Raw genomic sequence first — 24,371 nt, 5'->3', positions numbered from 1 at the left:
GCAAACCGGCAGCAACTCTCACGGTTGCTTCGCAGCCGCCAAAACATCTCATAGAAAGAGGTTTCATATGAACAGTAAGTATCACAGTATTTTCACGCCAATCAAAGTTGGCAACATGATTGTCAAAAATCGGATTGAAACATCCCCCGCTGCGCCCCGGCTGGCTTCTGCAGAAGGCCTTGTCACACCCGAACTGATCGAATGGACCAGAGCACTTGCACAAGGCGGCGCCGGTATTGTCACCGTCGGCATTTCCATGGTCACACCGCCTTTTGGACATATGAACGGTTTTTGTCTCAACATGGGCGACAACAACGTCGTTCCCGGTCTGGCTGTCCTTGCCGACACCATTCATCGTTACGGCGCCAAAGCCTCCATCGAACTGGCCGGTTTTGCCATGGGTCACGATCTGCCGGAAGAGGGCAAATCACCGATCGACATGATGATCCAGGAAGATATCGACGGCTGGATCAGGATGTTTGCCGATGCCGCTGAGCGAGCCATGAAAGCCGGTATGGATATGATCCTGATCCACGGCGGTCACGGCATTCTCGTCAGCAATTTCTTTTCGCCCCTGTTCAATCACCGAACCGACAAATACGGCGGAAGCCTCGAAAACCGGGCCCGTTTTGTCCGCGAGCTGCTGGAAGGCATCCGGGCGAAAGTCGGCAATAAACTCGCCATCGAATTCCGTTTAAGTGCCGAAGAATTAGTTCCCGGCGGCGTGGAATTGAATGAAACCATCGCATACATTAAACTGATTCAGGACAAAATTGATCTGGTTCATATCTCCGCCGGCGTCCTGCTGGATGATGAAATGGTTCCGATCACAACCCAGCCCACTTATCTTAAGCGCGGCTACAACGCCCATTATGCCGCCAAAATAAAAAAAGCCGAGGGCATCACGATCCCCGTCACCACGGTCGGCTCGATCGATCTGGACCTGGCGGCTGAAATCATCGACCATGGCGAAGCGGATATCTGCGCGATGATCCGGACTGTCATCGCTGATCCTCAAAGTGTCAATAAAGCGCGAACCGGCCGGGAAGAAGAAATTCGTCCCTGTATTCGTTGTGTTCTCTGTCTCAACCGAACCCACGGCATGGAACCGTTGCGAATCGCCTGTGCCGCCAACCCGAAGGTCGGTCGCGAGTTTGAATTGAGAGATATTCCCGCAACGGCCGAGCAGAAGAAAAAAGTCGTCATCGTCGGCGGCGGTCCGGCCGGAATGGAAGCTGCCAGAACCGCCGGTGACCGGGGGCACGATGTCGTTCTCTTTGAAAAAGGAAATTGCCTTGGCGGAACACTGAGACTGGCTGTCACCCCGGATTTTAAAGCCGATCTGAAAAATTATCTGGACTGGGCCATTCGAATGACCAGCCGGCATCCGCAGGTTCAGATAAAGCTGGCCACTGAAGCCACACCTGAAAGAATCCTGGCAGAATCACCGGATGCATTAATCATCGCCGTGGGGGCCGAAAGCAATATCCCGCCCATCCCTGGTTTGAATGGCGAAAACAGCGTCTGGGTCGGTGATGTGGAAGCCGGAACCGCAGAAGTGGGACAAGAGGTCGTCATCGCCGGCGGCGGTTTGACTGGCTGCGAAACCGCTTTAAACCTGGCGCGAAAAGGGAAAAATGTCACCATTATTGAAATGGTCAGTGAGAAGGAGATGCACACGCCATCGCCGATTCCGATGACGGCATTGCTGCAGTTATTAAAAAAAGAGCAGGTCGCCATCCTCTCCGAGCATCGACTGACAAAAGTCAGCGAGCACTCCGTTCTGATTGAAGGAGCGGCCGGAGAAAAGGAAGTGTCCTTTGATACATTGATCATTTCCCTCGGTGTCAAGCCGAATATTTCAGAGGTTTCGAAATTCGCCGGTCTGGTGGACGATGTTTTCTGCATCGGAGACTGCACCACCAGCAGCGGTACCCTATACACCGCAACAACAGCCGGTTATAATGCCGGTCTGGATATCTAGTATTTTTAACCATTCAATTGCGTTGTCAATATTTTGTCTGTTGTAGCGGAACGTTTATTTATTTCAAACAGACTTCTACACAACACCAATTGAACAAACCTTTTCACAGTACCGACAATTGTAACATCGTGTTGCACCCTAAGGGGCAGGCTCTGTGCATCAAGGCGTACACGGCGTAGCCTGTACGCATTGCAGCACGCAACTGATTTACAATTGGTCGGTACGATGCAGTTTGTCAATAGAATTAGTATCAGCAGTTGCCAACATAAACATACTCCAGCGATTCCCGGGCGATATCAGCCAGCCGATAGACGGCGGCAACCTCTGTTGCATTGCGATCAAGCATCTTGTAATTCGGGAAAAAGCGTGTGATATGCAAAGGAATATCCTTGCCCACCGTGGCCAGCCACTGCGACAGCTCGCGGATTTCCTCATCGCTGTCGTTCTCACCCGGAACAATCAGGGTGGTCACTTCCACATGGCTGTATTCGGTTGCCACCTGGATGGTACGTTTCACAGTTTCCAGATCGCCCTTCAGTTTGTCATAAAATTTCTGGGTAAACCCCTTTAAATCGATGTTCAACGCATCAATATCCGGCAACAGTTCCCGCATCGGTTCTTCACAGAAGCAGCCGTTGGTCACCACTACATTCTTGAGTCCGTTTTTCTTGGCGACTTTTGCGCAGTCTCTCACAAACTCATAGCCTACCAGCGGTTCATTATAGGTATACGCCACGCCGATATTGCCCTGGCCTTTAAGCTCAAGCGCATTTTCGATCAGACTTTCCGGACTCATCTTGCGGGCGTAGGCTTCCTCAAATCCCGCCTGTGAAATCTCATAATTCTGACAGAACGGACAGCGCAGGTTGCATCCAAAGCTGCCGACAGACAGAATGCTGCTTCCGGGTAAAAACCGGCGCAGCGGCTTTTTTTCTATCGGATCCAATGCAATTGAGGTTATCAGTCCATAATTCAATGCGACAATCTGACCGGATTTGTTGATTCGCGCCCGACAGAATCCGATACCATCTTCATTTAGTTTGCAGTGATGCGGACATAACTGACATTCGACTTTACTCATCTTGTACCACCTTTCATGATATTCTGTGGTTATCGCTCGCGCGTTTCTTTCGCACAAATAAAAAAAGAAGAAAACCCGATGTCTTCTTCTCTGTTAATGTCATTATTGTTATACCCAGGCGGATATGAAAAAACTCACTCGTTGACCACAAAATATTTCTTTTCCCTGAGTCTTCTTTCAATTAACTCAAGTATTTCATCTGACAACGCTTCCACAGTGTGGTAATGATAGGTATCGGTGAGCTTCATCAGCGGACTCGTGTTTCTTTCGTCCAGACCAGCCACAAATGCATCGACGTCTTCGCGGGATGCCAGCGACAGGTCGGCGGTGATTTTTCCGTAAATTTCATGCATCACGAAAACATCCTTGACGAACCCACCGGCTTCAACGATGGTGTATAACTCATCGGTGATTTCCTGGTTGGTGTGACAAACCTTGAATACTTTTTGTTTGGCCGGTGGCTCCACCAGAAGATAGCCTTTGTTTGTCGAGATGATTTGATGGTTTGATGCCTTTAGAAGTGCAATATCCTGAACAATGCTCTGCCGACTAACATGATACAGCTCTGACAAAGCCGTCCCGGAAATGGCGGTTTTGGATGCTCTGAGTTTTTTGATGATATCCTGTTGTCTCTCTTCTTTTTTCATCATTCACACTCCCTTCGTTTACTTAATATTTTATCACATATCAGACCGAAGGCAACCTTTATAATATGCGCAGATTTTTCATCGATAAATCAAGAATCGGTGCCGAGTGCGTCAATGCGCCGCAGGATACATAGTCAACGCCGATTTCGGCTATTTCCTTCAACCGTTCTTCCGTTACATTCCCCGAGCACTCGGTAACAGCTCTGCCACCGACGATCTCAACCGCCCGCTTCATCATCGCGGCATCCATATTGTCCAGCATGATAATATCCGCTCCGGCTTCAAGCGCTTCAGCCAGCATCTCCAGATTTTCAACTTCGACTTCAATCTTGCGGACAAAGGGCGCGTATTCTTTTGCCGCCGCAACCGCTGCTTTGACCCCGCCGGCAGCATTGATGTGATTGTCCTTGATCAGAACGCCGTCCGACAGATTGAAGCGATGATTATAGGCACCGCCGACCTTCACGGCGTACTTTTCAAAAATCCGCATGTTCGGCGTCGTTTTTCTGGTATCCAGCAGTTTGGTCTTTTTCCCGATCAGATGTTTCACTGATTTTTGGGTATAAGTTGCGATGCCGCTCATGCGCTGGAGATAATTAAGCGCCGTTCTTTCTCCGGAAAGCAGCGTTCTGGTATCAGCTGAAACGATGCCGATGCGATCCTTCGCCTTTACGGACGCTCCGTCATCGAAAAAGCGCTTGAATTCTGCCGATTCATCCAGCAATTCAAAGACCCGCTGGAAAACATCCAGGCCGGCGATCATCCCGTCTTCCTTGCAAATCAGCTCCACTTCGGCTCGGTGTCCCTCTTGGATAATGGCATTCGTCGTAATGTCTTCGCTGGTAATATCCTCTTTCAGGGCCAGCAGGATCAGTTCATCCATGTTAAGCTTTTGCGTGATTGAATAATTCAACAACTTTACTCCTTTCAATTTCAGCCAGGATGCTTTCTTTATAATCTGTTTTCAGTTTCTCCAGATCCTTGAAATCGTCCATATCAATGCTGTATTTTTCTTGTTCGATGTTTTTTGCGATTGTCTCATAACGCTTCATCATATCAGTGGCGGCCCGTTTGGCAAACACCAGGCTTTCCAATAGCGAATTGCTGGCCAGCCGATTGGCTCCATGAACCCGGTTGCAGCTGATTTCCCCAACCGCATATAAATGGTCCATGGAAGTTTTACTGTCCAGATTAACCTTAATTCCACCCATGAAGTAGTGCTGAGCCGGCGTGACGGGTATGAATTCTTTCGTCACATCATAGCCCTCTTCCAGACAATGCCGGTAGATATTGGGGAATCTGTTTTTGATGTTCTCACTCCCCATCGCTTTCATTGAAAGCCAGACAAAATCACTCGCATCCTTTTCCATCTGCTCGCGAATGGCCCGGGTGAGCAAATCCCTAGGCAGCAGTTCATCGACAAAACGTTCCATCTTCCGGTTGTATAAAACAGCCCCTTCACCCCGCACTGATTCCGAAATCAGAAAACGTCTGCCAGGTTTTTGAGAATAGAGTGTGGTGGGGTGAATTTGAATGTAGGAGATATTTTCCAACGCGATCTTTCGTTTCAGGGCAATCGCCAGGGCGTCCCCAGTTAAATGGCTGAAATTGGTGGAACTGTCAAACAGCCCGCCTAAGCCCCCGGATGCCAGCACGACATAATCCGCCTCAAACAGATTAATACAGCCTTTTTTATCACACGCCACCACACCATAACAGACATTAGCTTCACAGATCAAATCCACCATCGTCATTTCCTCAAGGATCGCGATATTCTTTTTCGCTTTAACCTGAGCCAGCAGTTTGCTGGTAATTTCTTTTCCGGTTAAATCTTCGTGATAGAGAATCCGCGCCTTTGAATGGGCGCCCTCTTTGGTATAGGCAAGTTTCCCATTTTTCTTTTCAAATTCGACACCAAAGGACATCAGATCGCCGATAATTTCCGGCGAATTTCTGATCATCACGTCCACCGAAGCTTTGTCATTTTCGTAATGGCCGGCTTTCAAGGTATCTTCAAAAAAGCTATCATAATCATCCTCATTTTTCAGTACACAAATGCCGCCCTGAGCCAGATAGGAATCACTTGCATCGACTGATGTTTTGGTGATCATCAGGATCTGCTTTTCCTCCGGCATGTTCAGTGCGTAGAAAAGTCCAGAAGCTCCGGTTCCAACCACAATGATATCTATTTTTTTATTCATTTCGCACTCCTCATTATTTTGAAAGTTCCAGCATTCTTTCAAGCGATTGTACCGACAGCAAGCGTGTTTCTTCGTCGATTTCCATCTGATTGATCATTCTGTCCAGAGCAAAAGCGACCTTCTCAAGTGTGATTTTTTTCATATTGGGACAGACCTGAGCGGCGTTGGCCGAATAGAATTTCTTGTCCGGATTCTTTTTCTGCAGCTGGTATAAAACGCCGATTTCGGTGCCGATAATAAATTCTTGGGCGTCGCTGTCTGCGGCAAAATCGATAATGCCGGACGTGCTGCCCACATAATCAGCGACATTTATCACATTCATCGTGCATTCCGGATGCACCAATACCTTTGCCTTGGGATGCGCGGCTTTCGCGGCTTCAACCTCATCGATCATGATCTCATCATGGACATGGCAAAACCCGTCGTTCAAGATAAAATTCTTTTCCGGAATCATACTTGCGAGGTATCTTCCCAGGTTTTCATCCGGAACAAAATAAATATTTTTCTGCGGCAGTGTTTTGATAATCTTCAATGCATTCGAGGAAGTCACGCAGACATCGACATATTTTTTTATTTCAGCCGTTGAATTGATGTAACAGACGACGGCAAGATCATCCTGTTTTGCTCTAACCGCTTTGATTTTTTCAACCGATGCCATATGAGCCATGGGGCAATCCGCCAGAACTTCCGGCATGATCACTGTTTTATCTGGATTCAGGATTTTTGCACTTTCTCCCATAAAGGTTACGCCACAAAATACGATGACCTGCTGCGGAACTTCAACTGCAATTTTACTCAGATAATAGGAATCGCCCACATAATCAGCGATTGCCTGAATGTCGTCATTAACGTAGTAATGCGCCAAAATGACAGCATCCTGTTCTTTTTTGAGTCTTTCTATTTTTGCTACGATCGTTTCCAATTTTTCTGCCTCCTGCTTCTCATCAAGGGAATTCTTTACTAAAAAGTATAGCACTTAACTTTACAGATGACAAGTCGTCTGTAAAGTTATTAGTTTAACAATTCTTCACTGAAATAAAAACACGTAAAAGCCACCATTTTCGGTGATTTTTACGTGTTTTTATTCTTAACTTTCAAATCAATTTATTTAAGGTGATTGACAATATCATTGAAGATATTTTTCCATTTTCAAATTTCCCTGCAAGGTCTGCCAGCCGACGACCATTCCCGCCTCATAATGCAATTGTTTTTCATCGCTTTGTGCCAATAATTGTTCCAGCAATTCTTTGTTGACATAGACATCGTGAAAATAGCCCAAATCATCCTGCAGTTTCTCATATTTTCCGATCGATCTGCTGCTTTTTTTGCCAAGCAGCGGCGATAATAGTTCCATTATGTATCGCAGTTTTTTACTTCTGATACGAACCTTGTGGATATTCTCTTTATCTTCCATATCTATTTTTTTGATGCCTTTGTTGATCTTCTTTTGCCATGTAGCCAGTGCTTTTTTGATGTATTTTTCTATCGACAATGCCAGCAGTTCAGATTCAGACCACGGTTCATTCAACAACCAGATCCAGAGCTCCAGAACCATTAAGGTAATGTCATTGTGCTGCAGGTAAGCGGACAACTCGGCCAGCTCTTTTTGCCGATTATCTGCCAGTCTCATCGTTAAACAGGAAAGTGCGGCGACAGGGATCACACTGTCTTGCTCCATTTTTTCTATTTCTTCCAGCAGAACATCCAATTGCCTTAAGTCCGAAAACATAAGACCCGTTTTTCTCAGTTTTTCCTGCTGTTGCTGGTATTTTTTCGGGTTGCAAAGCGGCATGAAGAATGCCAGTATTGCCCTTAATTTTCGGATTCTCACTCTGATCTGATGCGTGCTTTCCGGCTCTTCCGGATGCATCAGAAAGAAAACATAGGTACTAAAAACATCATTGATTCCAAATGCCAGTATCTTTTGCGCCATATCCGCAATATTATCCCGTGGTCTTATTCTCAGTTGTTCTTTGGGATACATTTCTTCCATATTGATCCCCAGCAACTCCAGCCCATGATCATATTTACTCTTCGCGTCAATCATCAGACCGAATTTTTGAATGATTACCGCAGCCAATTTCAGCAACTCCACCGTATTTCCGCTTTTGAGCTTCAGCTGCAACTGTAGCAGAGGCATTTTTACATTATTTATCGATATTTCACCCTGATCGCCGTTAATTTCAATCCATGTTTCATCTTTATTCAATAAATTCATCTTCTCCCGACTAAATGAACTGCAAAAAATCGGCACCAGTTCACTTTCACCGACAATCTTTTCCAGCGTGTCATCCTCAAACCGTGCTTTTATTGAAGCACGGTTCGCAGCCGGTCCCTCAATTTCGATACTTGTTTGCTGTTTTTCCTGGATGAAGTTGATTTGCTTTTTCAGATTGCGCTGATTCAGTATTGCCGAGCAGCCTGTCGCTTCTTCCCTGATGCAATACTCGAAGCCGGCTGAAAACAAGTCTTTATTCTCGGTATCGTAATAAATATCATTGATTGTCTTACGACTAACCGGTGTTGCTTCAAATCCCTCCAGAGACGAAAACGCCTGCATGATCCGGCTGAATATCGCCGCATCTTCAATTTTCAATCGCAATACTTTTTCGAGGCTATTTTCCAATATTCTCCCACCTTTACATTTTTCACACACTCTTGACCGGCAATTTTTTCTTATCGTATTACATACCCACAAAATGAATGTTTCATTGATTTTCCCGTATTTTTTTATGCTCTCAGTCGCGTTTTTTGTAGCACCGATGATGCGATGCCTTGACTTTTGCAGCAACAGCGCATTTCGATGCAAAAAAAGAGACTTTCGTAAAAGTCCCTTGCGAATATCGGCAAAACATTAACGTCGTACCGACAATTATTGCCTGATGTTGTCTGCTTCAGATATGGTTTCAATCATTTTTCCACAAAAAACACGTATTCCGGATTCAGATAGACATAAAGTGGTCCGGAACGGTCTTTGATTTCATTTCGCTGTTCCCTGCTTATTTCACACTGGAAATGAAAATCATCCAGCTTTTCCGGTTGCGAACCGATTTTCAGATACAAGAACGTCCTAAATGGTCCATCACTTTCATCTGCAATCCACACCTTAAAACAGTTTTCCTTTGTGCTTTCGTCAACAATCCGGATGTGATTGGCTCTTATTCCAATATGGCCTTCTTCGTGCTCAATCTTCATCTTTGAATCAAGCCTGACGCCCCACTCGGGCACCGCAACGGTGTTTTCCGATATCTTTCTTGCTTTGGCCATATTCTTGCAGCCCGTGATTTTTGCAGTTTCCAATGAAACCGGCCTTTGAAACAGCTTGTCCTTCTCCCCAAACGCTTCAACTTTTCCGGCATTAAAAACCGCAATGCGATCACACAGTTGATAGGCTTCATCCCGGTTATGGGTAACAAAAATCGTCATTCCCTGAAAGTCTTTTAAAGATTCTGACATTTCTCTGATCATGTGATTTCTGAGATGGACATCCAGCGCCGAAAAGGGTTCATCCAACAATAAAATATCGGGTTCAACCGCGACTGCCCTTGCCAGAGCGATACGTTGCTGCTGTCCACCGGAAATTTGAGTGGGGTATCGTTTTTCAAGGCCGGCCAGATTGTATTTTTCCATCAGTTGTGCCACTTTATTTTTTTTGTCCGCTTTTGACAAATGATCCAGTCCAAAGGCAATGTTTTCACTCACCGTCATGTTCGGAAAAAGTGCATAATTCTGGAATAAAAAGCCAATCTTGCGCTCCCGAATGGGCAGATCGATTTTTTTTTCTGAATCAAAAAATGTTTTACCATTAACGATAATCTGTCCTTCATCCGGTTTCACAAGACCGGCAATGCAGCGCAGCATCATGCTTTTGCCCGAACCGGAAGCCCCTAGAATACCGATGATGTCTCTTTGGGATTCCAGGCTGACATCAAGCTGGAAGCCATAAAGTTTCTTTTTTATGTCAACTAAAAGATCCATTTAATCACGCTCCGGCACCATACCGCCCTTTCTTTTTATAGCTATCCCAATAGTTGTTGATCACCAGGACGGTTAATGAAATCGCAAAAATAATCGCTACCCAAATGATGGCAACCTCCATTTCACCGCCCTGGGTCGCAAAATAAATCGCAATTGGTATGGTTTCTGTTTTCCCGGGAATACTGCCGGCAACCATCAGGGTCGCGCCAAACTCGCCTAAACATCTTGCAAAAGATAATGCCGTCGCAGCAGCGATTCCCGGCCTGGCCAAAGGAACCGCCACATGCCAAAACACTTTCCATTCTGAAGCCCCCAGCGTTCTGGCCGCACTGAGAATATTGGTATCAATCTGTTCAAACGCCCCCATTGTCGTTTTGTACATCAATGGAAAAGCCACCACAATCGCGGCAATAACGGCTGCATACCAGGAAAAAATAATATTGAAGCCAAATAAATTCAGAAATTGACCAACCGGTCCTCTTTTTCCAATCAGTAACAGTATACCGAACCCGGCTACCGTTGGCGGCAGCACGAGAGGCAGGGTGAGGATGCTATCAATGACCCCCTTCCATTTTCCGTTATAATTTGACATTGGCCATGCAATCGCCAATCCCAGAAAAAAAATGATGATCGTCGCTATTGCGGTAACCTTTATCGAGATCCATGCTGGTGAAAAATCAAAATTGATAGTAATCCCTCCTGTCTGTTATCTATAGTGTGGTAAATCCGTATTTTTTGAATACTTGTTTAGCGGCGTCGCTGCTCAAATAAGCATTAAAAGCTTTTGCCGCATCCGCATTTTTGCTTGCTTTAATGACGGCGGCCGGGTAAACAATCGCTTTATGAGAATCAGCCGATGCCGTTGCCACTACTTTTACTCCGGTCGATGCTTTGGCATCGGTTGAATACACAACACCCGCATCCACATTTCCTGTTTCTACCCAGTTCAAAACTTCCTTAACATCTTTGCCGTAAACAATTTTATCTGAAATTTGATCCATTACCCCATAATAAGTAAAAGTATCAATTGCATACTGGCCAGCCGGTACGGTTGTCGGTTCACCAAGGCCGATCGAAGTAATTGAAGGATCAGTCACCTGGGCAAAATCAGTAATCGTCGCTGTTGAATCTTTCGGCACGACAAGGACGACTTCATTGCCCAGGATATTTTTCAATGTCGACTCATCGATTAATCCGGCGTCTTTTACGGTTGTCATGTCTTTTGTCGACGCCGACATGAACACATCAACCTCAGCACCCTGGACGATTTGGGTGGCCAGTGAGCCGGAACCGCCAAAATTGATAGCCAAGGTCACATTCGAAGCTTCTTTCTGGTACAAGGTCTGAATTTCTGCCATCGCGTCTTTGAGACTCGCTGCTGCGGAAATCGTCAGTGTCACCGGTTCCGAACTTGTTTTAGTTTCTTTAGTCGCTGTTTGGCAACCGGTCATGGCAAAAACAATCGACAACAACGCTACGAGCAAAAAAACCTTTTTCAACATTTTCATTTCTTTTCTCCTTTTATTGTGTTTTATTGTGTTATAATATGTTTGATTATATATCAATGTGAAAGCTAAATCAAATAAATTATCACTCGATTTTTTTTGCAAAACTTTATTTATCATTAAATTATTTAAATTCTTTTAAATTTATCAGATATTGGTTATAATAGAAGAAGAAACAACAAGGAGGTGAGAAAATGGTTGAAGAGCTTTTATACACTCCAGAAGAAATCAGCAAAAAACTTAGAATAACGAAAAACACCGTTTATGAAATGATAAAACGTGGAGATCTTGATGCCCATCGACTGGGAAAGCATCTCCGGATTTCTGAAGCTCAATATGAAGCATTCTTGTTAAAATCAAAGGGATCTGAAAATAATTATCAGGGAACTATTTTTACCGAAAACAACGATAAAAACGTTAAAATCGGTGATGTAGCTATTCATGTTCATACCGATCTGTCCGGAGGCGTAAGACTGTACATCCGACCGGAGGATATCATCCTAAGTCTGGAATCTTTCACTAGCAGTGCCCGAAATATTTTTAAGGGAACAGTTGTTGATTTGATCGAACAGGAAGACAGCGCCAAGGTTATTCTTGACATCGGCATCCCGCTGACATCTCTGATTACAAAAAGATCCCTGGAAAAGATGAATATTCAAAAGGGCAGCGAATTGTATGCTGTTTTTAAAACGATGTCTGTCAATGTTTACAAATAACCGGAAGAATCGCTTTTTATTTGATTCTTCTGGTTCAGGGGCGAAAAAAAACGGCCATCAAGCCGTTTTTGTTTTTTTAATCGACCATCACCATAACTGACGTTGATTTAACGACGGCCGTCGCGCTGCCACCAACAGCCAAGCCAAGTTCTTTGATCGCTGCCATCGAAATTGTAGCTGAAACGATATTGCCGTTTCCTACATCAATTTTCACGATCCCATTCACAGCCCCTTCATCAATCCCGACAACTTTTCCCTTGAGCTGGTTTCTTGCACTTAATTTCATTTCTACCTCCTTGAAGTTTGTTTATTTCTTATATCATATACCCATTTTAATTCAAATAACAATTTATAAGCTTATTTAAGTCAAATAAATATTTATTTAGTTTGATTTGTTTTTATGTTGTTTCATTCCATTATATATTTTTTCTGCCGTAATCGGCAGTTCCCGCACATGCACATGAACACCATTGTAGACCGCATTGGCAATGGCCGGTGATGGTGTGTTAATGACGACTTCCCCGATTGATTTGGCTCCAAACGGACCGGTAGGCTCATAGCTGCTGGCAAAATCAACGCGAATCCTTCCGACATCCAGCCGGGTTGGAATCTTGTACTGCATCAGCGAATTGCTTAAATTCCGGCCTTCCCGACTATAAACGATATCCTCATAAAGAGCCATGCCGATTCCCTGGGCAATTCCCCCTTCCGCTTGAACCCGGACAAGACTTTTATTAATCGGAGTGCCGCAGTCGAGGACTGCCACGTAATCAATCAGATCAATCGCGCCGGTTTCTGTGTCAATTTCAACCTCTGCCATACCGACTGCAAAAGGCGGTGGTGACACGGGTGAACAATAGGACTCCGTCGCTGATAAATCGGCATCCTGATCCTGGACATTAGCAAGCGCTCTTAAAGTGATTGATTCATTACCAGACACCCGGTGTACCCGGTCGCCGTCAAACTCGACGTCTTCAATGGGGCAGCCCATCTGATCCGCCCCTTTTTTCCGAATCATCTCGACAAGGGTTTCACAGGTGTTGACGACTGCCGTCCCGGTTAAATAGGTGGTGCTGGAAGCATAAGAGCCGGAGTCATACGGCGAAACATCGGTATCGACCCCACTCACGCTGATCTGCTCAACCGAACAGTTCAGGCAGTCTGCCGCGATCTGCGCCAGGATGGTATCACAGCCGGTTCCCATATCCGTTGCGCCGATTTTCATATCATAATGCCCCTGATCATTGACCTTAATAAAAACAGCTGCGGTATCGACATTGGCAATGCTCGAACCCTGCATCGCCATGGCAACCCCGATGCTTCGCACCTTTCCATTGTTCAGCTCGATACCGGGGTATTTTTCCTGCCAGCCGATCATTTCCTTCGCCTTTGCCATGCAGCGATCCAATGCGCAGCTGTTGAGCGTCTCGCCGTAATAGGCCGGCATGACCGCGCCTTCCTTGACCATGTTAATTTCTCTAATCCGCACCGGGTCCAGCTTCATTTTTTCAGCCAGTTCATTGACGGCTGATTCCAGCGCAAAGGTCCCCTGGGTGGCCCCATACCCGCGATAGGCGCCGGAAGACATGACATTGGTATAGACGACGTCATACTTAAATCGGAAGGCCTCCACCTTGCCGTAAAGGGGAATCGATTTATGGCCGGACAAACCCACCGTCGTGGGTCCATGCTCTCCGTAGGCCCCGGTATTGGAAAGGGTGACCATATCGATTGCTCTGATGATCCCATTTTTGTCTGCCCCGATCCGGACTGTGATTTCATTTTCATGTCGCGGTGCGGACGCAATCAGACTTTCCCGCCGGGAATAAACAAGCAGAGCCGGTTTGCCGGTCTTTTGGGTGACAAGGGCCGGATACATTTCGGTGACAGCCGTCTGTTTGGCCCCAAAGCCGCCGCCGATTCTCGGCTTCACCACCCGTATCTCTGACTCGGGCAGTGCGAGGGCATTGGACAGGATCCGCTTGACATGAAAGGGGATCTGCGTCGATGTTACACAAGTGAGTTTCCCCGCCTGATCCCGATAGGTATAGCTCCGGAAAGTCTCCATCGTTGTCTGCTGATTGGCCTTGGTGTGGTAGGTCTGTTCAATAACCCACTCACAGCTGCCGAGCACTTCATCCACGTCGCCGTTTTTCTCTTCATTGCTGGCACAGAGATTGCGTGTGTTGTCGGCTCCCACATCGCACAGGCTTTTCCAGTTTGCTTCCGGATGAATCAGCACTTTATGATCCCGGGCCGTTCTGAAGTCCAACAGCGGCTCCAGAACCTCATATTTTACTTTAATCCGCTTTAGAGCTTTATCGACCGTCTGCTCATTTTCCCCTGCCACTATGGCCACGGCATCACCAACGAACCGCACCCGCTGATCGAGGATCAGCCGGTCGTAGGGGCTCGGTTCCGGAAATGTCTGGCCTGCCAGCGTGAAGCGCTGATCCGGCACATCTTTGTATGTCAGAACGCATTCAATCCCCGGCAGCTTTGTTGCGGGTTCTGTGTTTATTTCTTTGATCAGCGCATGGGCGTAGGGACTCCTTAAAATTTTCACAATCAGACAATCCTTGGGTGCAAGATCCTGGGTATAGACAGGCTGACCGGTAACTAACAACATGGCATCCTTTTTTCTGACCGCTTGATTGACTGCCCTCATTTACCCGCACCGCCTTTCTTCTGAAGATAATCCTTAATGCCACGCAGCTGCCCCATATATCCGCTGCACCGGCATAAATTACCGCTTAAGTATTCATTGATCTCATTATCAGAAGGATTCTTAAGCTCTTTTACCATCGCCAGCACCGTCATCACCAGTCCGGGGCTGCAGAATCCGCATTGTTCCGCGCCCTGATCAGCCAGACATTCGCCAAACTCGCGGGCTTCTTCCTGAAGGCCCTCCAGGGTGTAGATATGTTTTTTGTCCGCTCTGGCCACCAGTGTTGAACAGGATAACACCGGCTTATCATCGATGATGACCGTACAGAGACCACAGTTTGATGTCACACAGCCCCGCTTCACGCTGTAACAGTCATGATCTCTGAGGAAATCCAATAAAATGGCGTCGCCATCTATTTCTTTGGTTATTTCTTGATCGTTGATCCATAGCTTAATGATCATTTCCCAGCACCTCCTTAACGCCTCTTTTTATATAAACATAGGCCAGATGTTCGCGATATTCACTGGTTGCGCGCATGTTGCTGCCATAAATAAACTGGTCTTTGGCCCAGTCTGCCAATGCTTCAATTTCCCGATCAGAGCGGGATGAGGCTGGCAGCCAGCCTGATTTTTCAATCACGCCCGCTTTCATGGGCCGGGCTCCAACCGAAACGAAGAACTGGTTCTCTTTTCTGGCAACCGCCACTGCAATGACCGGAAAATCCGTTTTTGCATGACGCTGTGACTGGTAGGAAATTTTCCTGCCGTCCTTTTTAATCAGGACGCGCATCAGAATATCGTTGTCATGCTTCATCTGGGCAAATTCTTTCAGCGGCACAATTCCTCGTTGGTAAAGCTCCACCTGGCAGTCCAGTGCCATCAGACAGGTCAGCACATCAGAAAAACCATAACGTCCGAAAACGCTTCCGCCAACTGTGGCCCCGTTGCGAAACTGAACCCCGACAATATGATGAACTGCTTCCCTCACGGCCCCCTGAAAATATTCATCAAGGCCTTCGTGCCTTTCCAAATCCCTGAGCGTACACATACTGCCGATTTGGAATCCTTCATCATTCTCTTCAATTTGGTCCAGACCCAGTCCCGATAAGTCAATCGCGGTCTGGATTGCCTGGTTTCCCATTTTAAGCCACATAAATCCTCCCAGTACGACATTTGACCGTTTCTGATTCAATTCATAGGCTTCTGCCAAAGTCTTCACTTTGACGAATTTATTGATCGTTCTCATGACGATATCCTCCTGAAATAGTGATCACAAACAATTTCTTTCTTTTTATCTACCCTATTTTATTAGACTTAGTGAACCCGAAACAAAAAAAATAAAACCCCGCAGCTGCTGTCTTGCCTTGCACCAGCCACGGGGTTTTTAATCTGTTTTCAATTCGTCATTGTTTCTTTTGCATTTTTTCATCGATAATCATTTTTTCAAAATCACTGACCGTCATCGGTTTATAAAAATAGTATCCCTGAATTTCATCACATCTGTTTTCTTTTAAAAAGATAAACTGTTCCCTGGTTTCAACACCCTCGGCCAATACTTTCAAACCAATTTGATTGGCCAGGCCGATGATCATTTTGGCAATACTTCCATTGTCTTTTTCCGGATAGTCTTTGATAAACTCGCGGTCAATTTTCAGCTTGTCAAAATTAAGTCGCTGCAGGTATTTCAATGAAGAATAGCCGGTTCCAAAATCATCAATGGATACCTTAACGCCCAATGCTTCGATCTTATCCAGTTTGCTTTTGATACTGTCGATGTTTTTGACCAGAATACCTTCCGTCACTTCCACTTCCAGGAGTTCAGGCGGCAGATCATATTTATTCAGCAACTGTTTTATTACCTCATGCAGATCATCGTTTTTAAACTGGACCGGTGATAGATTGACCGCCACCACCAGTCGGCGTTTTGTCAATTCGCTCCATTTTTTGTTCTGTTTAATGGCTTCTTCCAAAACCCAGATTCCAATGGGAATAATCAATTCCGTCTTTTCAGCAACCGGTATGAATTGATCCGGTCCCACTCTTCCCAGTTCATCGTTGTTCCACCTAAGCAGCGCTTCCATTCCGACTATCTCTTCAGTACCTGTTGTGATCTGCGGCTGATAGTTTAAACTCAGCTCGTTCTTTTTAAGGGCACTTCTCAATTCCGTTTCCAGCTTGAGGTTTTTCAGATAATTATGTTTTATTTCCTTTTCATAATAAACATAGGTATTGTCCCCGGTTTGGATGGCATAGTTCTTGGCAATGTTGGCAAAGCCGATCAGTTTTTCAATATCCGCACTATGCTCCTGAAACATTGCGACCCCGATGGAAATATTCAGATAGCTTTTTTTACCGCTGATATCAATCGACTCCTGCAGAAAGCACAGTAATTTGTCGAGGAAATGCTCCAATTCCAGCTTTTCGCTGCTGTTAACCCTGGCAACAATGAACTGATCTCGATGGAATTTTCCGATCAGATCTTCTTCATTCAGAAATGCCTTGATGCGATTTGTGACTTCTTTTATAATTTCAGCTCCGAAAGTCTTTCCCAGATTGTCATACAAGGTATCGAAATTCGTGATCTGCAGAATAATAAGGGTGATGTTGTCATATTGCTTAATCAGATCTTTCATCTTCTGTTCAAACAGCATTTGAGTTGGCAGCCCGGTGATTTCATCATAGTTTTTAATTTTATCAATGGTCGCTTCGATCATTTTGGCACTGGTAAGGTCCTCAAAGACTTCCAGATAATTGATCAATTCCTTGCTTTTGCTGTCAAAAACTTTAGAAACGGTCAGGTAGCGAGGATAGGTTGTCCCGTCTTTTCTTTGATCGAGGATTTCCCCCTGCCAACTTCCATAATCGTTAACTGCATTGCGGATCATATTGTATAATAATTCCAGTCTTTTATCTTTCTTGAATTCACTCGGCTTTCGCCCCAGTACCTCTTCTTCCGAATACCCGATTATTAGGGAAAAAGCAGGATTCACATAAATAATCCGTGTTTGTGCATCCATGATGATCATGCCTTCTTTGGAGTTCTTGAAAATATTATCCGTTAATTTTTCCCGTTCGCTGGCTTCTTTTTTCTGCATCAAAAGCCAGGCGGCAACCAGGCTGACGAACAAAAAAACAAACGTCAAAAGTACTGAAATTGTGATAATCTTTTGGTTGGCTTCATTGTTGAAAATGCTCAGGCCACTCATCGGGACATACTCAACCAGTATCCATCGAATATTGTGATACCCGTCCAATGGATAAATTGACGCAAAACAAAAGATGTTTTTATCGTCCTCAAAATAGCCGGATTCATTGTTTTGTATGGATTTCCAGAAATCAGGCTGTTCTTCCCCAAAAGAAATGTTTTTCGCATCGTCGTTGATCGATAAAAAAGTCTTTCCATCATTGATCAGATAATAGCCGTTCTCATTCAGCAGCAGGGTTTCCATCCCCATTGTATTGTTTGAATCACTTTTAATTTGATTCAACAGATTCTGCGCCAGATAGTCGAGAATTAATATCCCTTTTTTTTCATTATTTTCGTTAAAGAGCGGTATGATGAAACGAATCACCGATTTTTCCGGCGTCTCAATTTGATTGTTTTCAACATTCAGATCCAGGGGAGATATGTAAATCTCACCTTTTGCCAGCTTCATTCCTTCCGAAAAGTAGTACCGGTCCCCTTTATACTGCAGCGCACTATCCGCCACCGGTTGGGCCTTTCCGTTTTGGTAATTCACTCTTATTTCTTCAAACCCGTCATTGTTGATAATCCGGATTGAATTGTATTTTTTTGTTGGACCCGATATTTGAAAACATGCGGATCACTTCGTTTCTGTTTTCAGTCACACTGTTTTCTTTTATAAATAGATTCAATTCGTTTGAGTTCAGAATGATACTGCCATCCGAATTGATTCCTTCAAAAATCATTTTAACGTTCGCATTGACAATCTCAGCGGTATTCATCTGTTTGATTTTTATGATGCTTTTTTCATTCTCAATATTCATTCTCACGTAAAGAGAAGTCAGGATCATCACAATGATGAGAATCGGTATAAAAATAATGACAAAATTTTTAAGCACCTGATGCATCTGCTTGTCTTGTTTTTTTATCATAAGTTTTACACCTCCACCCGTATTCTCAGAAAATTTTTAATATCCTTTAATATACCCCTGATTCTGAAATTTTACCACTAATTCTTCTCCTCAAATGATTTGAAAATTGAATAACGGCTCTTGTTGATTGTCATTTTGCATCTTGCCGGAAAGCGCTACAAACTGGCACTCTGTTCTTCATGCACAGCCATAGCTATTTTGTTTATCTGGCAAAAATAGTCTAAAATATCTGTAGCCAATTGAGCTTCCGCCGTATTTTCTTTTAATTCAACCACCGCCTGTAAAATTTGGATCGCCTGATCGTCATTGAGGTAACGGAACAGACCGGAACCCCACTGGATGACATCCTTTTTATTGGGGTTTGTGTAGAAGTCCCAGAATTTCATTTTCATCGCTTCTTCAGGCGTCAGTTTGATGCTGTATTGCGCTTTTGCAGCGACATAGCCCGGATCGACATCGTCACCCTCAAAGACATCGTCGACTAAAAATATGCCGAAAATGATCCGCTCTTCTTCTTTCGCCCGCGGCAGTCTGGTGGTCAGCAGAGCCAGACTATTACATGGCAAATCTTTCAGCTTCTTGGGTTTGCCCTTGTTATCGCCGTACTGCACCCGTCCTGCCGAAGCTTTCCAAATTTTGAGCATCTGGCTTTCATCACAAATATGACACTGCTCATCCCCGCCGCTCATTAAACCATCCAATTCTGCTCTGGTCATTTTTCCATTCTGATATAATCGACAGGGACTCTTTTCATCGCTGCACCCAGCCTGATGTTTTTTGTCGATATTGTACGCAATGACTTCGTCACTGCAAAACCCCTGATAACCGATCTGAGCTGACGACTCTCCGCCATTGCAATAATTGCATTTAAACGCAAGATTCCGATGCCCGTCTGCTTTTTTCTTATTTTTTGATGTTTTTTTCTGCAGTTCGGCATTAAATCTTTCCTGAAGCTTCTTGGCTGCTTCCTCTTTCTCGATCAGTTCCTGTTCCTGTTTTTCTTTCTGCTCTTGTATTTCCTTTATTCTTATCACTTCATTGACTTTCTCCGAAATTACAGTATCATGAAGCTCTAAAAAATTTTTGAACGCCTCTGGATAAACAAATTTCTTTTTACAAGTCTCAAACGTAACAGTGATATAATTATTATCGATATCCGTAATCGTCCCATCGCCAAACGTTTTATGTGAAACTGCTGTATTTAATAAATCAGTCATCTTTTCACTCCTTATTATTTTTTTATTTACTCGATTTTTTTCCTGATCACTCCGACAACCGTCAATTGCGCACGATTGCCGGGGTGATCTCTCTGAATTTTTTATCAATCATTCCGATCAGATGGCTACTAAAAGTATTCTTCCTCTTAATTATACGCTTAATCATATTCTTTTTCAAACAAAGTCTTTTCTTTTCTTTAATATAGGAGTATTATAGATTGTTTATACTATTATCTAAATATGGATTTGTTTTTACCACTCATCAAAACACGCTCGCTTTTATTCCTGATCTTCCGTTCATTCGCCCAGTGCTGACTCATTACCACCCGCAAAAAAGCTGGCGTCCAAAAGTAATCATGAATCAATCTTACTTTTTTGCACCAGCCTTTTAGTCTTTTTTTCCGTTTGCAATTGAACCGCGGCATTCAACAGCATTTTCCGCTCAAATATGTCGGATCTTGTCTCTTTCTTTTTTTAAGTCTTCAACGATTTTATAATCAGTTGTCTTTAATTGGCCCAATGAAATGGACGGCTTGAATTTTCCGTGAAAATCACTGCCGGCGGTCACAATTAATTGGTGTCTTTGGCAGTACGCCAGATATTTCGCCGTTTCTTCTTCTGTATGGGTGGTATAGTACGCTTCGACCCCGGAAATTCCCTGTGCTACTAAATCGTCAATGAACGCCGTGTTGTCAAAATCCACTTCCATTTGTTTGTATCCCGGATGTGCCAATATCGGAACGCCGCCGCTTTGATGAACCGCATCAATAAACGCTTTGGTTTCCGGAATATAATTAGGCGAAAAAAATGGTTTCCCATAGAATAATAATCGCAGGACAAATTCATGCACCGGGTTTTCGCATTTTTCTTTATATTCCCTGACAAGAGGATTGCTATTGTTTCGTTCATCTTTAAAAATAGCGTATGAGACCGCGGATGGCAACGGAGGATTGTCCTTGCAGAACTCATAGACATATTTTTGATCGATATAAAAGCCCTTCTCCTCCAGCAATTCAATTTGAGCTTTAAGCCACCGTTTCCGATCCCCATGAATATTGTCAATCATCCTGGCGATGGGGGAGTTGTCCAAATCGATGTAGTATGCCAGCATGTGAACCAGTTTATCTTTGTTTCGGCAAAACACTTCGGAACCCGGTATCACTTCCACATTCAGGCGTTCTCCCCAGGCCACCGCATTTTTAACCTCTTCGATTGAATCATGGTCCGTGATCGCGAGTGTCGTGACATTTTCTTTGACTGCAAGCCTGATGATTTCCTCACCTGACAGTTCTCCATCTCCGCTTGCCCGGGTATGAACGTGTAGATCCAGCTTTCCCATTCGGTCCTCCTTTTTAAATTTTAGTTGTTGATCTAAACATATTCTTGTTTTGATTCCCTGTCAATACTGAAATTATTTTCATTTCACATAAACCGGTTCCACATGGTTAGCTCACATGAACCGATTTCCCCAACTTTTATTTCTGGCATTTCACGATTTTGAGCCAGAAAAATAAAAAATAATTTGAAAAGCCCTGACATATACTTATGTGCTATAATATAAACAAATTAAGCAAATAAACAATTCGAGGAGGTTTTAAAAATGGCCTTAAGATACTCAAGTAAAGTGATTGATGGAAAATTGAATATAAGACATGATTATATTCAAACTGAAGGGGGAGATTTTCAAAAACTCACCAAAAACTGGATCCTAAAAGCTTATGAAAAAGCTCAAGAATTAAACGACACCGAGTCAATGGAAAAGCTGGAAAAATTAGTAATCAGCGTCTGGGTCCCTGGGGAAAATAATAAACCGGGAGAATACGTAGACTGGTGTTTAAAAGAAGAACAAGCTCAATAACTTTTGTTTGTTCTTTGCGCGTTTCACAATTACCGGCTGGTTGAAATAACCCGAAAGGAGACAAATAATGACAAAGGAAGAATTGATCACAGTGTTCAATACCGTGCAAACGAAATTTGAAGATGAAATCGATGACGAATACTTTCTTCAGCGATTGAAACCTTATACTGACAGCGACGGATTCATCGAGTACCATAAGCTCGCGATGTTCGCTTATAATGAATCTTTGGCATCGGCAAAAGGCTTCTTCTTCGAAATCCTGTCCGAATTACTGGTTGATAAAGAAACCGAAGTAAAATAATAATAGCCCCTCGCGATTCATGAATCGAGAGGGGCTTTTCATCGCCTTTTGAGGCTGTTTCATTATGTTTTTATTTTTTTTGCAGCGATGTCGTTTTCCATGTCTTTTAATTTCCGCGAGAGAATCACAAAGACTACCAGGCCAAATATCATGACCAGTGCCGGATACAGACAAAAACCATTTTTGATGCCCTGAATCAATTCCGGTGTCGGTGTCATATCAGCAACATAGCTGGCCGATGCCAATGCCGTTGTGATGATCACGCTTTTTATGAAATTTCCTACTTTAATTGGCGTCGTCAGAAGTGCCATGATAAAACCGCGAACGTTTTTACCGGTACGCCATTCTCCATAGTCCACACAGGTCGCATACATGGCTACTACCAGAGCATCCGGCAGACCATAGCCAATAAAGGATACGAGCATGACAATCTTGAAGGCGGTCGGCGACATTGGAACCAGCCAGGTAATGAGCAGACCGGCAATGAAAATACATAATGCACCAACATAAGCCTTACGCGGTCCAAATATTTTTGAGACGGTGGTCGCGAGCGTCGCTGAAACCAGCATTACAAGTGTTAAACCGGTCATAAAAATCGCCATTCCCGGCAGATCATTAAGGACATATTTAAAATAGTAGAATGACAGACCCAGCACGACAAACTTGCCCACATATCGACCCAGATCAATTAAAAGCAAACCGATTAGCGGCGGATTGTGCAGCAATTCTTTGAGTATTTCAGCAATTGACATGCTCTCTTTTTTCTGGGTTACGGGCACGGTCCCGCGGAAAGCATATTCTTTTGTCAGAAAGAAGAATGTCCAGTAACATAACACCATGAGCAAAGCAACCATGATTACCACCGTGGTGTAACCCATTGCCGGATCATTGAGCGCTTTGCTGATCCCCTGGATGGCTTTGACCCCGACATATGAGAAAGTAAGCGAGCCCAGGGCGTTAAAAATACCTCTGTTTGCCGACATTTTAACCCGTTCATCCACATTGTCCGTCAGGGCACTGTTCATTGCGATATGTGCTGAATAGTAAACATCAAAAACCAGATGACCGATGATAAATCCGGCACACGCCGTGATGGCGTTTGTCATCGAGCTGCCTATCTTCAGGAATTGGAGAACATAGAGCATCGCTGCGACCGGCGGACCAATCAGCAGCCATGACCGGAATTTCCCCCACTTCAAATTGCTTTTCTGGAGAATGATCCCGGCGACTGGCACCCAGATAAGATCAAAGATACTGGTAATCATAAGAACTGACCCCGCCAATGCAACTGGCATCTTGACAGCATCTGTCAGGAATGCCGAAAAAAACATGAGTTCTACATAAATAAAAATTTGAAATCCAAACGATGGTAAACCATGGTTAGAGTGTCAAAAACACCCATTTTAAATAGCCAGACTCAAATTATTTCCACCCCAGTGATGATTCGGAAGAAAATAATGTAATGTTTGACTGAAGTTTGATTTTTGCAGCAAAGCAGCGGCTCCTTTGAGCACTCGCTTTGCATTAATGGCTCCTATTTTAAAGCCAAACCAGATTTTTGTGCGCACTAATCCCCGGACGGGGATACGATCCACGAGATAGCGTCGACGAAGAACAGAAGGTATCCCTTCAACACCATTGCGCTTTTTGGATAAGGTTCGGTATGCTTCCGTCGATAGTTTTTTCAGATAGGACGCACGTTGTACCATTTTTTCGGAGATCATGACGAAGGCTGATTTTTTCTGAGATTTTACGCCACATTGATCGTTGAAAGGGAACTGTTCACAGGTCTTTTTATTAAAGGATGCCCGGTACATACCGGTTTTCTCGTAGTACCTGCTTTTGTAAGGTTTGTTTCCGGCTGGACATTGGATCACTTCATGCTTATCAGCATCGATGATAAAATCACCCTGTACGGGATTGGGTATTTTTCCGATTAATGCAGTGGTGACTAGTTCGATATTGTTTTGGGTGGCCTGTTCGTGATTGCCGGTGCTTGCATAGGCGCCATCGGCCAGCAAGGTGGCCGCTTCATCCTGATGTCCCAGCTTGCTGATTGTTTCTTTGCAGAATTGACTGTCGCTGTGGCTGTTGATGTCA

The 24,371-nt window shown here is 44.4% G+C and carries 22 protein-coding genes and 1 pseudogene; 4 read left to right on the top strand and 19 right to left on the bottom strand.

Annotation, left to right across the window (positions count from 1 at the left end; genetic code table 11):
* The first annotated feature begins 67 nt into the window (after positions 1-67).
* Positions 68-1,984, top strand: a complete 1,917-nt coding sequence (locus tag GH808_RS12685) for an oxidoreductase (protein WP_186843160.1) — start codon at positions 68-70, stop codon at positions 1,982-1,984.
* Between the two features lie 250 nt (positions 1,985-2,234).
* Here the strand turns inward: GH808_RS12685 and amrS are convergent, their stop codons facing one another.
* The 9 genes from amrS to modA all read right to left on the bottom strand — a co-directional run bounded on the left by amrS (position 2,235) and on the right by modA (position 11,399).
* Positions 2,235-3,065 (bottom strand): AmmeMemoRadiSam system radical SAM enzyme, encoded by an 831-nt coding sequence (gene amrS / locus GH808_RS12680; RefSeq protein ID WP_186843159.1) that lies wholly within the window; start codon positions 3,063-3,065, stop codon positions 2,235-2,237.
* A gap of 134 nt (positions 3,066-3,199) precedes the next feature.
* Positions 3,200-3,715 carry a transcription repressor NadR gene (locus GH808_RS12675; RefSeq protein WP_243166214.1) on the bottom strand — a complete coding sequence of 172 codons (516 nt, stop codon included), beginning with the start codon at positions 3,713-3,715 and terminating at the stop codon, positions 3,200-3,202.
* Between the two features lie 55 nt (positions 3,716-3,770).
* Positions 3,771-4,595 (bottom strand): carboxylating nicotinate-nucleotide diphosphorylase, encoded by an 825-nt coding sequence (nadC, locus tag GH808_RS12670; RefSeq protein WP_207722331.1) that lies wholly within the window; start codon positions 4,593-4,595, stop codon positions 3,771-3,773.
* 1 nt (position 4,596) lies between these two features.
* Entirely contained in the window at positions 4,597-5,913 is a 1,317-nt protein-coding gene (locus tag GH808_RS12665) for an L-aspartate oxidase (protein ID WP_186843157.1), read from the bottom strand.
* A 13-nt stretch (positions 5,914-5,926) separates the two neighbouring features.
* Positions 5,927-6,835 carry a quinolinate synthase NadA gene (nadA, locus tag GH808_RS12660; protein ID WP_186843156.1) on the bottom strand — a complete coding sequence of 303 codons (909 nt, stop codon included), beginning with the start codon at positions 6,833-6,835 and terminating at the stop codon, positions 5,927-5,929.
* A gap of 204 nt (positions 6,836-7,039) precedes the next feature.
* Positions 7,040-8,539, bottom strand: a complete 1,500-nt coding sequence (locus tag GH808_RS12655; protein WP_186843155.1) for a CYTH and CHAD domain-containing protein — start codon at positions 8,537-8,539, stop codon at positions 7,040-7,042.
* 284 nt (positions 8,540-8,823) lie between these two features.
* Complete coding sequence (locus GH808_RS12650; RefSeq protein WP_186843154.1) at positions 8,824-9,891, bottom strand: sulfate/molybdate ABC transporter ATP-binding protein; 1,068 nt, start codon at positions 9,889-9,891, stop codon at positions 8,824-8,826.
* A 4-nt stretch (positions 9,892-9,895) separates the two neighbouring features.
* A complete protein-coding gene (gene modB, locus GH808_RS12645) occupies positions 9,896-10,579 on the bottom strand; it encodes a molybdate ABC transporter permease subunit (RefSeq protein WP_186843184.1) in 684 nt (227 codons plus the stop codon).
* Positions 10,580-10,601: 22 nt separating this feature from the next.
* A complete protein-coding gene (gene modA / locus GH808_RS12640) occupies positions 10,602-11,399 on the bottom strand; it encodes a molybdate ABC transporter substrate-binding protein (RefSeq protein WP_186843153.1) in 798 nt (265 codons plus the stop codon).
* A gap of 191 nt (positions 11,400-11,590) precedes the next feature.
* Between modA and GH808_RS12635 the strand changes: the two genes are divergently transcribed.
* Positions 11,591-12,112 (top strand): excisionase family DNA-binding protein, encoded by a 522-nt coding sequence (locus tag GH808_RS12635; RefSeq protein ID WP_186843152.1) that lies wholly within the window; start codon positions 11,591-11,593, stop codon positions 12,110-12,112.
* Between the two features lie 76 nt (positions 12,113-12,188).
* On the opposite strand, the gene GH808_RS12630 is transcribed toward GH808_RS12635, so the two are convergent.
* The 8 genes from GH808_RS12630 to GH808_RS12595 all read right to left on the bottom strand — a co-directional run bounded on the left by GH808_RS12630 (position 12,189) and on the right by GH808_RS12595 (position 21,451).
* Positions 12,189-12,398, bottom strand: coding sequence for a TOBE domain-containing protein (locus tag GH808_RS12630; RefSeq protein ID WP_186843151.1), 210 nt, complete (start codon positions 12,396-12,398; stop codon positions 12,189-12,191).
* 96 nt (positions 12,399-12,494) lie between these two features.
* Entirely contained in the window at positions 12,495-14,780 is a 2,286-nt protein-coding gene (locus GH808_RS12625; protein WP_186843150.1) for a xanthine dehydrogenase family protein molybdopterin-binding subunit, read from the bottom strand.
* Complete coding sequence (locus GH808_RS12620; protein ID WP_186843149.1) at positions 14,777-15,241, bottom strand: (2Fe-2S)-binding protein; 465 nt, start codon at positions 15,239-15,241, stop codon at positions 14,777-14,779. The genes GH808_RS12625 and GH808_RS12620 overlap by 4 nt, the downstream gene beginning before the upstream one ends.
* The gene (locus GH808_RS12615) at positions 15,231-16,025 is read right to left on the bottom strand and encodes an FAD binding domain-containing protein (RefSeq protein ID WP_186843148.1); all 795 of its coding nucleotides are present in this window, start codon (positions 16,023-16,025) and stop codon (positions 15,231-15,233) included. Before GH808_RS12615 ends, GH808_RS12620 begins: the two co-directional genes overlap by 11 nt.
* A gap of 157 nt (positions 16,026-16,182) precedes the next feature.
* The gene (locus GH808_RS12610; protein ID WP_186843147.1) at positions 16,183-18,519 is read right to left on the bottom strand and encodes a putative bifunctional diguanylate cyclase/phosphodiesterase; all 2,337 of its coding nucleotides are present in this window, start codon (positions 18,517-18,519) and stop codon (positions 16,183-16,185) included.
* Positions 18,520-18,538: 19 nt separating this feature from the next.
* Entirely contained in the window at positions 18,539-18,895 is a 357-nt protein-coding gene (locus tag GH808_RS12605; RefSeq protein WP_186843146.1) for a hypothetical protein, read from the bottom strand.
* Between the two features lie 155 nt (positions 18,896-19,050).
* On the bottom strand, positions 19,051-20,112 hold the full coding sequence (locus GH808_RS12600; protein ID WP_186843145.1) for a hypothetical protein: 1,062 nt from the start codon (positions 20,110-20,112) through the stop codon (positions 19,051-19,053).
* Between the two features lie 442 nt (positions 20,113-20,554).
* Positions 20,555-21,451: a PHP domain-containing protein gene (locus GH808_RS12595; protein WP_186843144.1), complete on the bottom strand. Its 897-nt coding sequence runs from the start codon at positions 21,449-21,451 to the stop codon at positions 20,555-20,557.
* 261 nt (positions 21,452-21,712) lie between these two features.
* Here GH808_RS12595 and GH808_RS12590 point away from each other — a divergent pair, with 261 nt between their 5' ends.
* Together GH808_RS12590 and GH808_RS12585 are read left to right on the top strand one after the other, a co-directional pair.
* The gene (locus GH808_RS12590) at positions 21,713-21,970 is read left to right on the top strand and encodes a hypothetical protein (RefSeq protein ID WP_186843143.1); all 258 of its coding nucleotides are present in this window, start codon (positions 21,713-21,715) and stop codon (positions 21,968-21,970) included.
* A 67-nt stretch (positions 21,971-22,037) separates the two neighbouring features.
* A complete protein-coding gene (locus tag GH808_RS12585) occupies positions 22,038-22,271 on the top strand; it encodes a hypothetical protein (RefSeq protein WP_186843142.1) in 234 nt (77 codons plus the stop codon).
* 62 nt (positions 22,272-22,333) lie between these two features.
* Here GH808_RS12585 and GH808_RS12580 read toward each other — a convergent pair.
* Together GH808_RS12580 and GH808_RS12575 are read right to left on the bottom strand one after the other, a co-directional pair.
* Positions 22,334-23,638: pseudogene (locus tag GH808_RS12580) on the bottom strand (MFS transporter); the annotation flags it as partial.
* Positions 23,639-23,674: 36 nt separating this feature from the next.
* Positions 23,675-24,371, bottom strand: a 697-nt coding sequence (locus tag GH808_RS12575; protein ID WP_186843141.1) for a transposase, incomplete at its 5' end; no start/stop codon positions are given.

Source organism: Acetobacterium fimetarium, assembly GCF_014284475.1.
GTDB lineage: Bacteria > Bacillota > Clostridia > Eubacteriales > Eubacteriaceae > Acetobacterium > Acetobacterium fimetarium.
The sequence above is the reverse complement of the archived record's forward strand: the minus strand, read 5'-3'. Positions and strand labels throughout refer to the sequence as shown.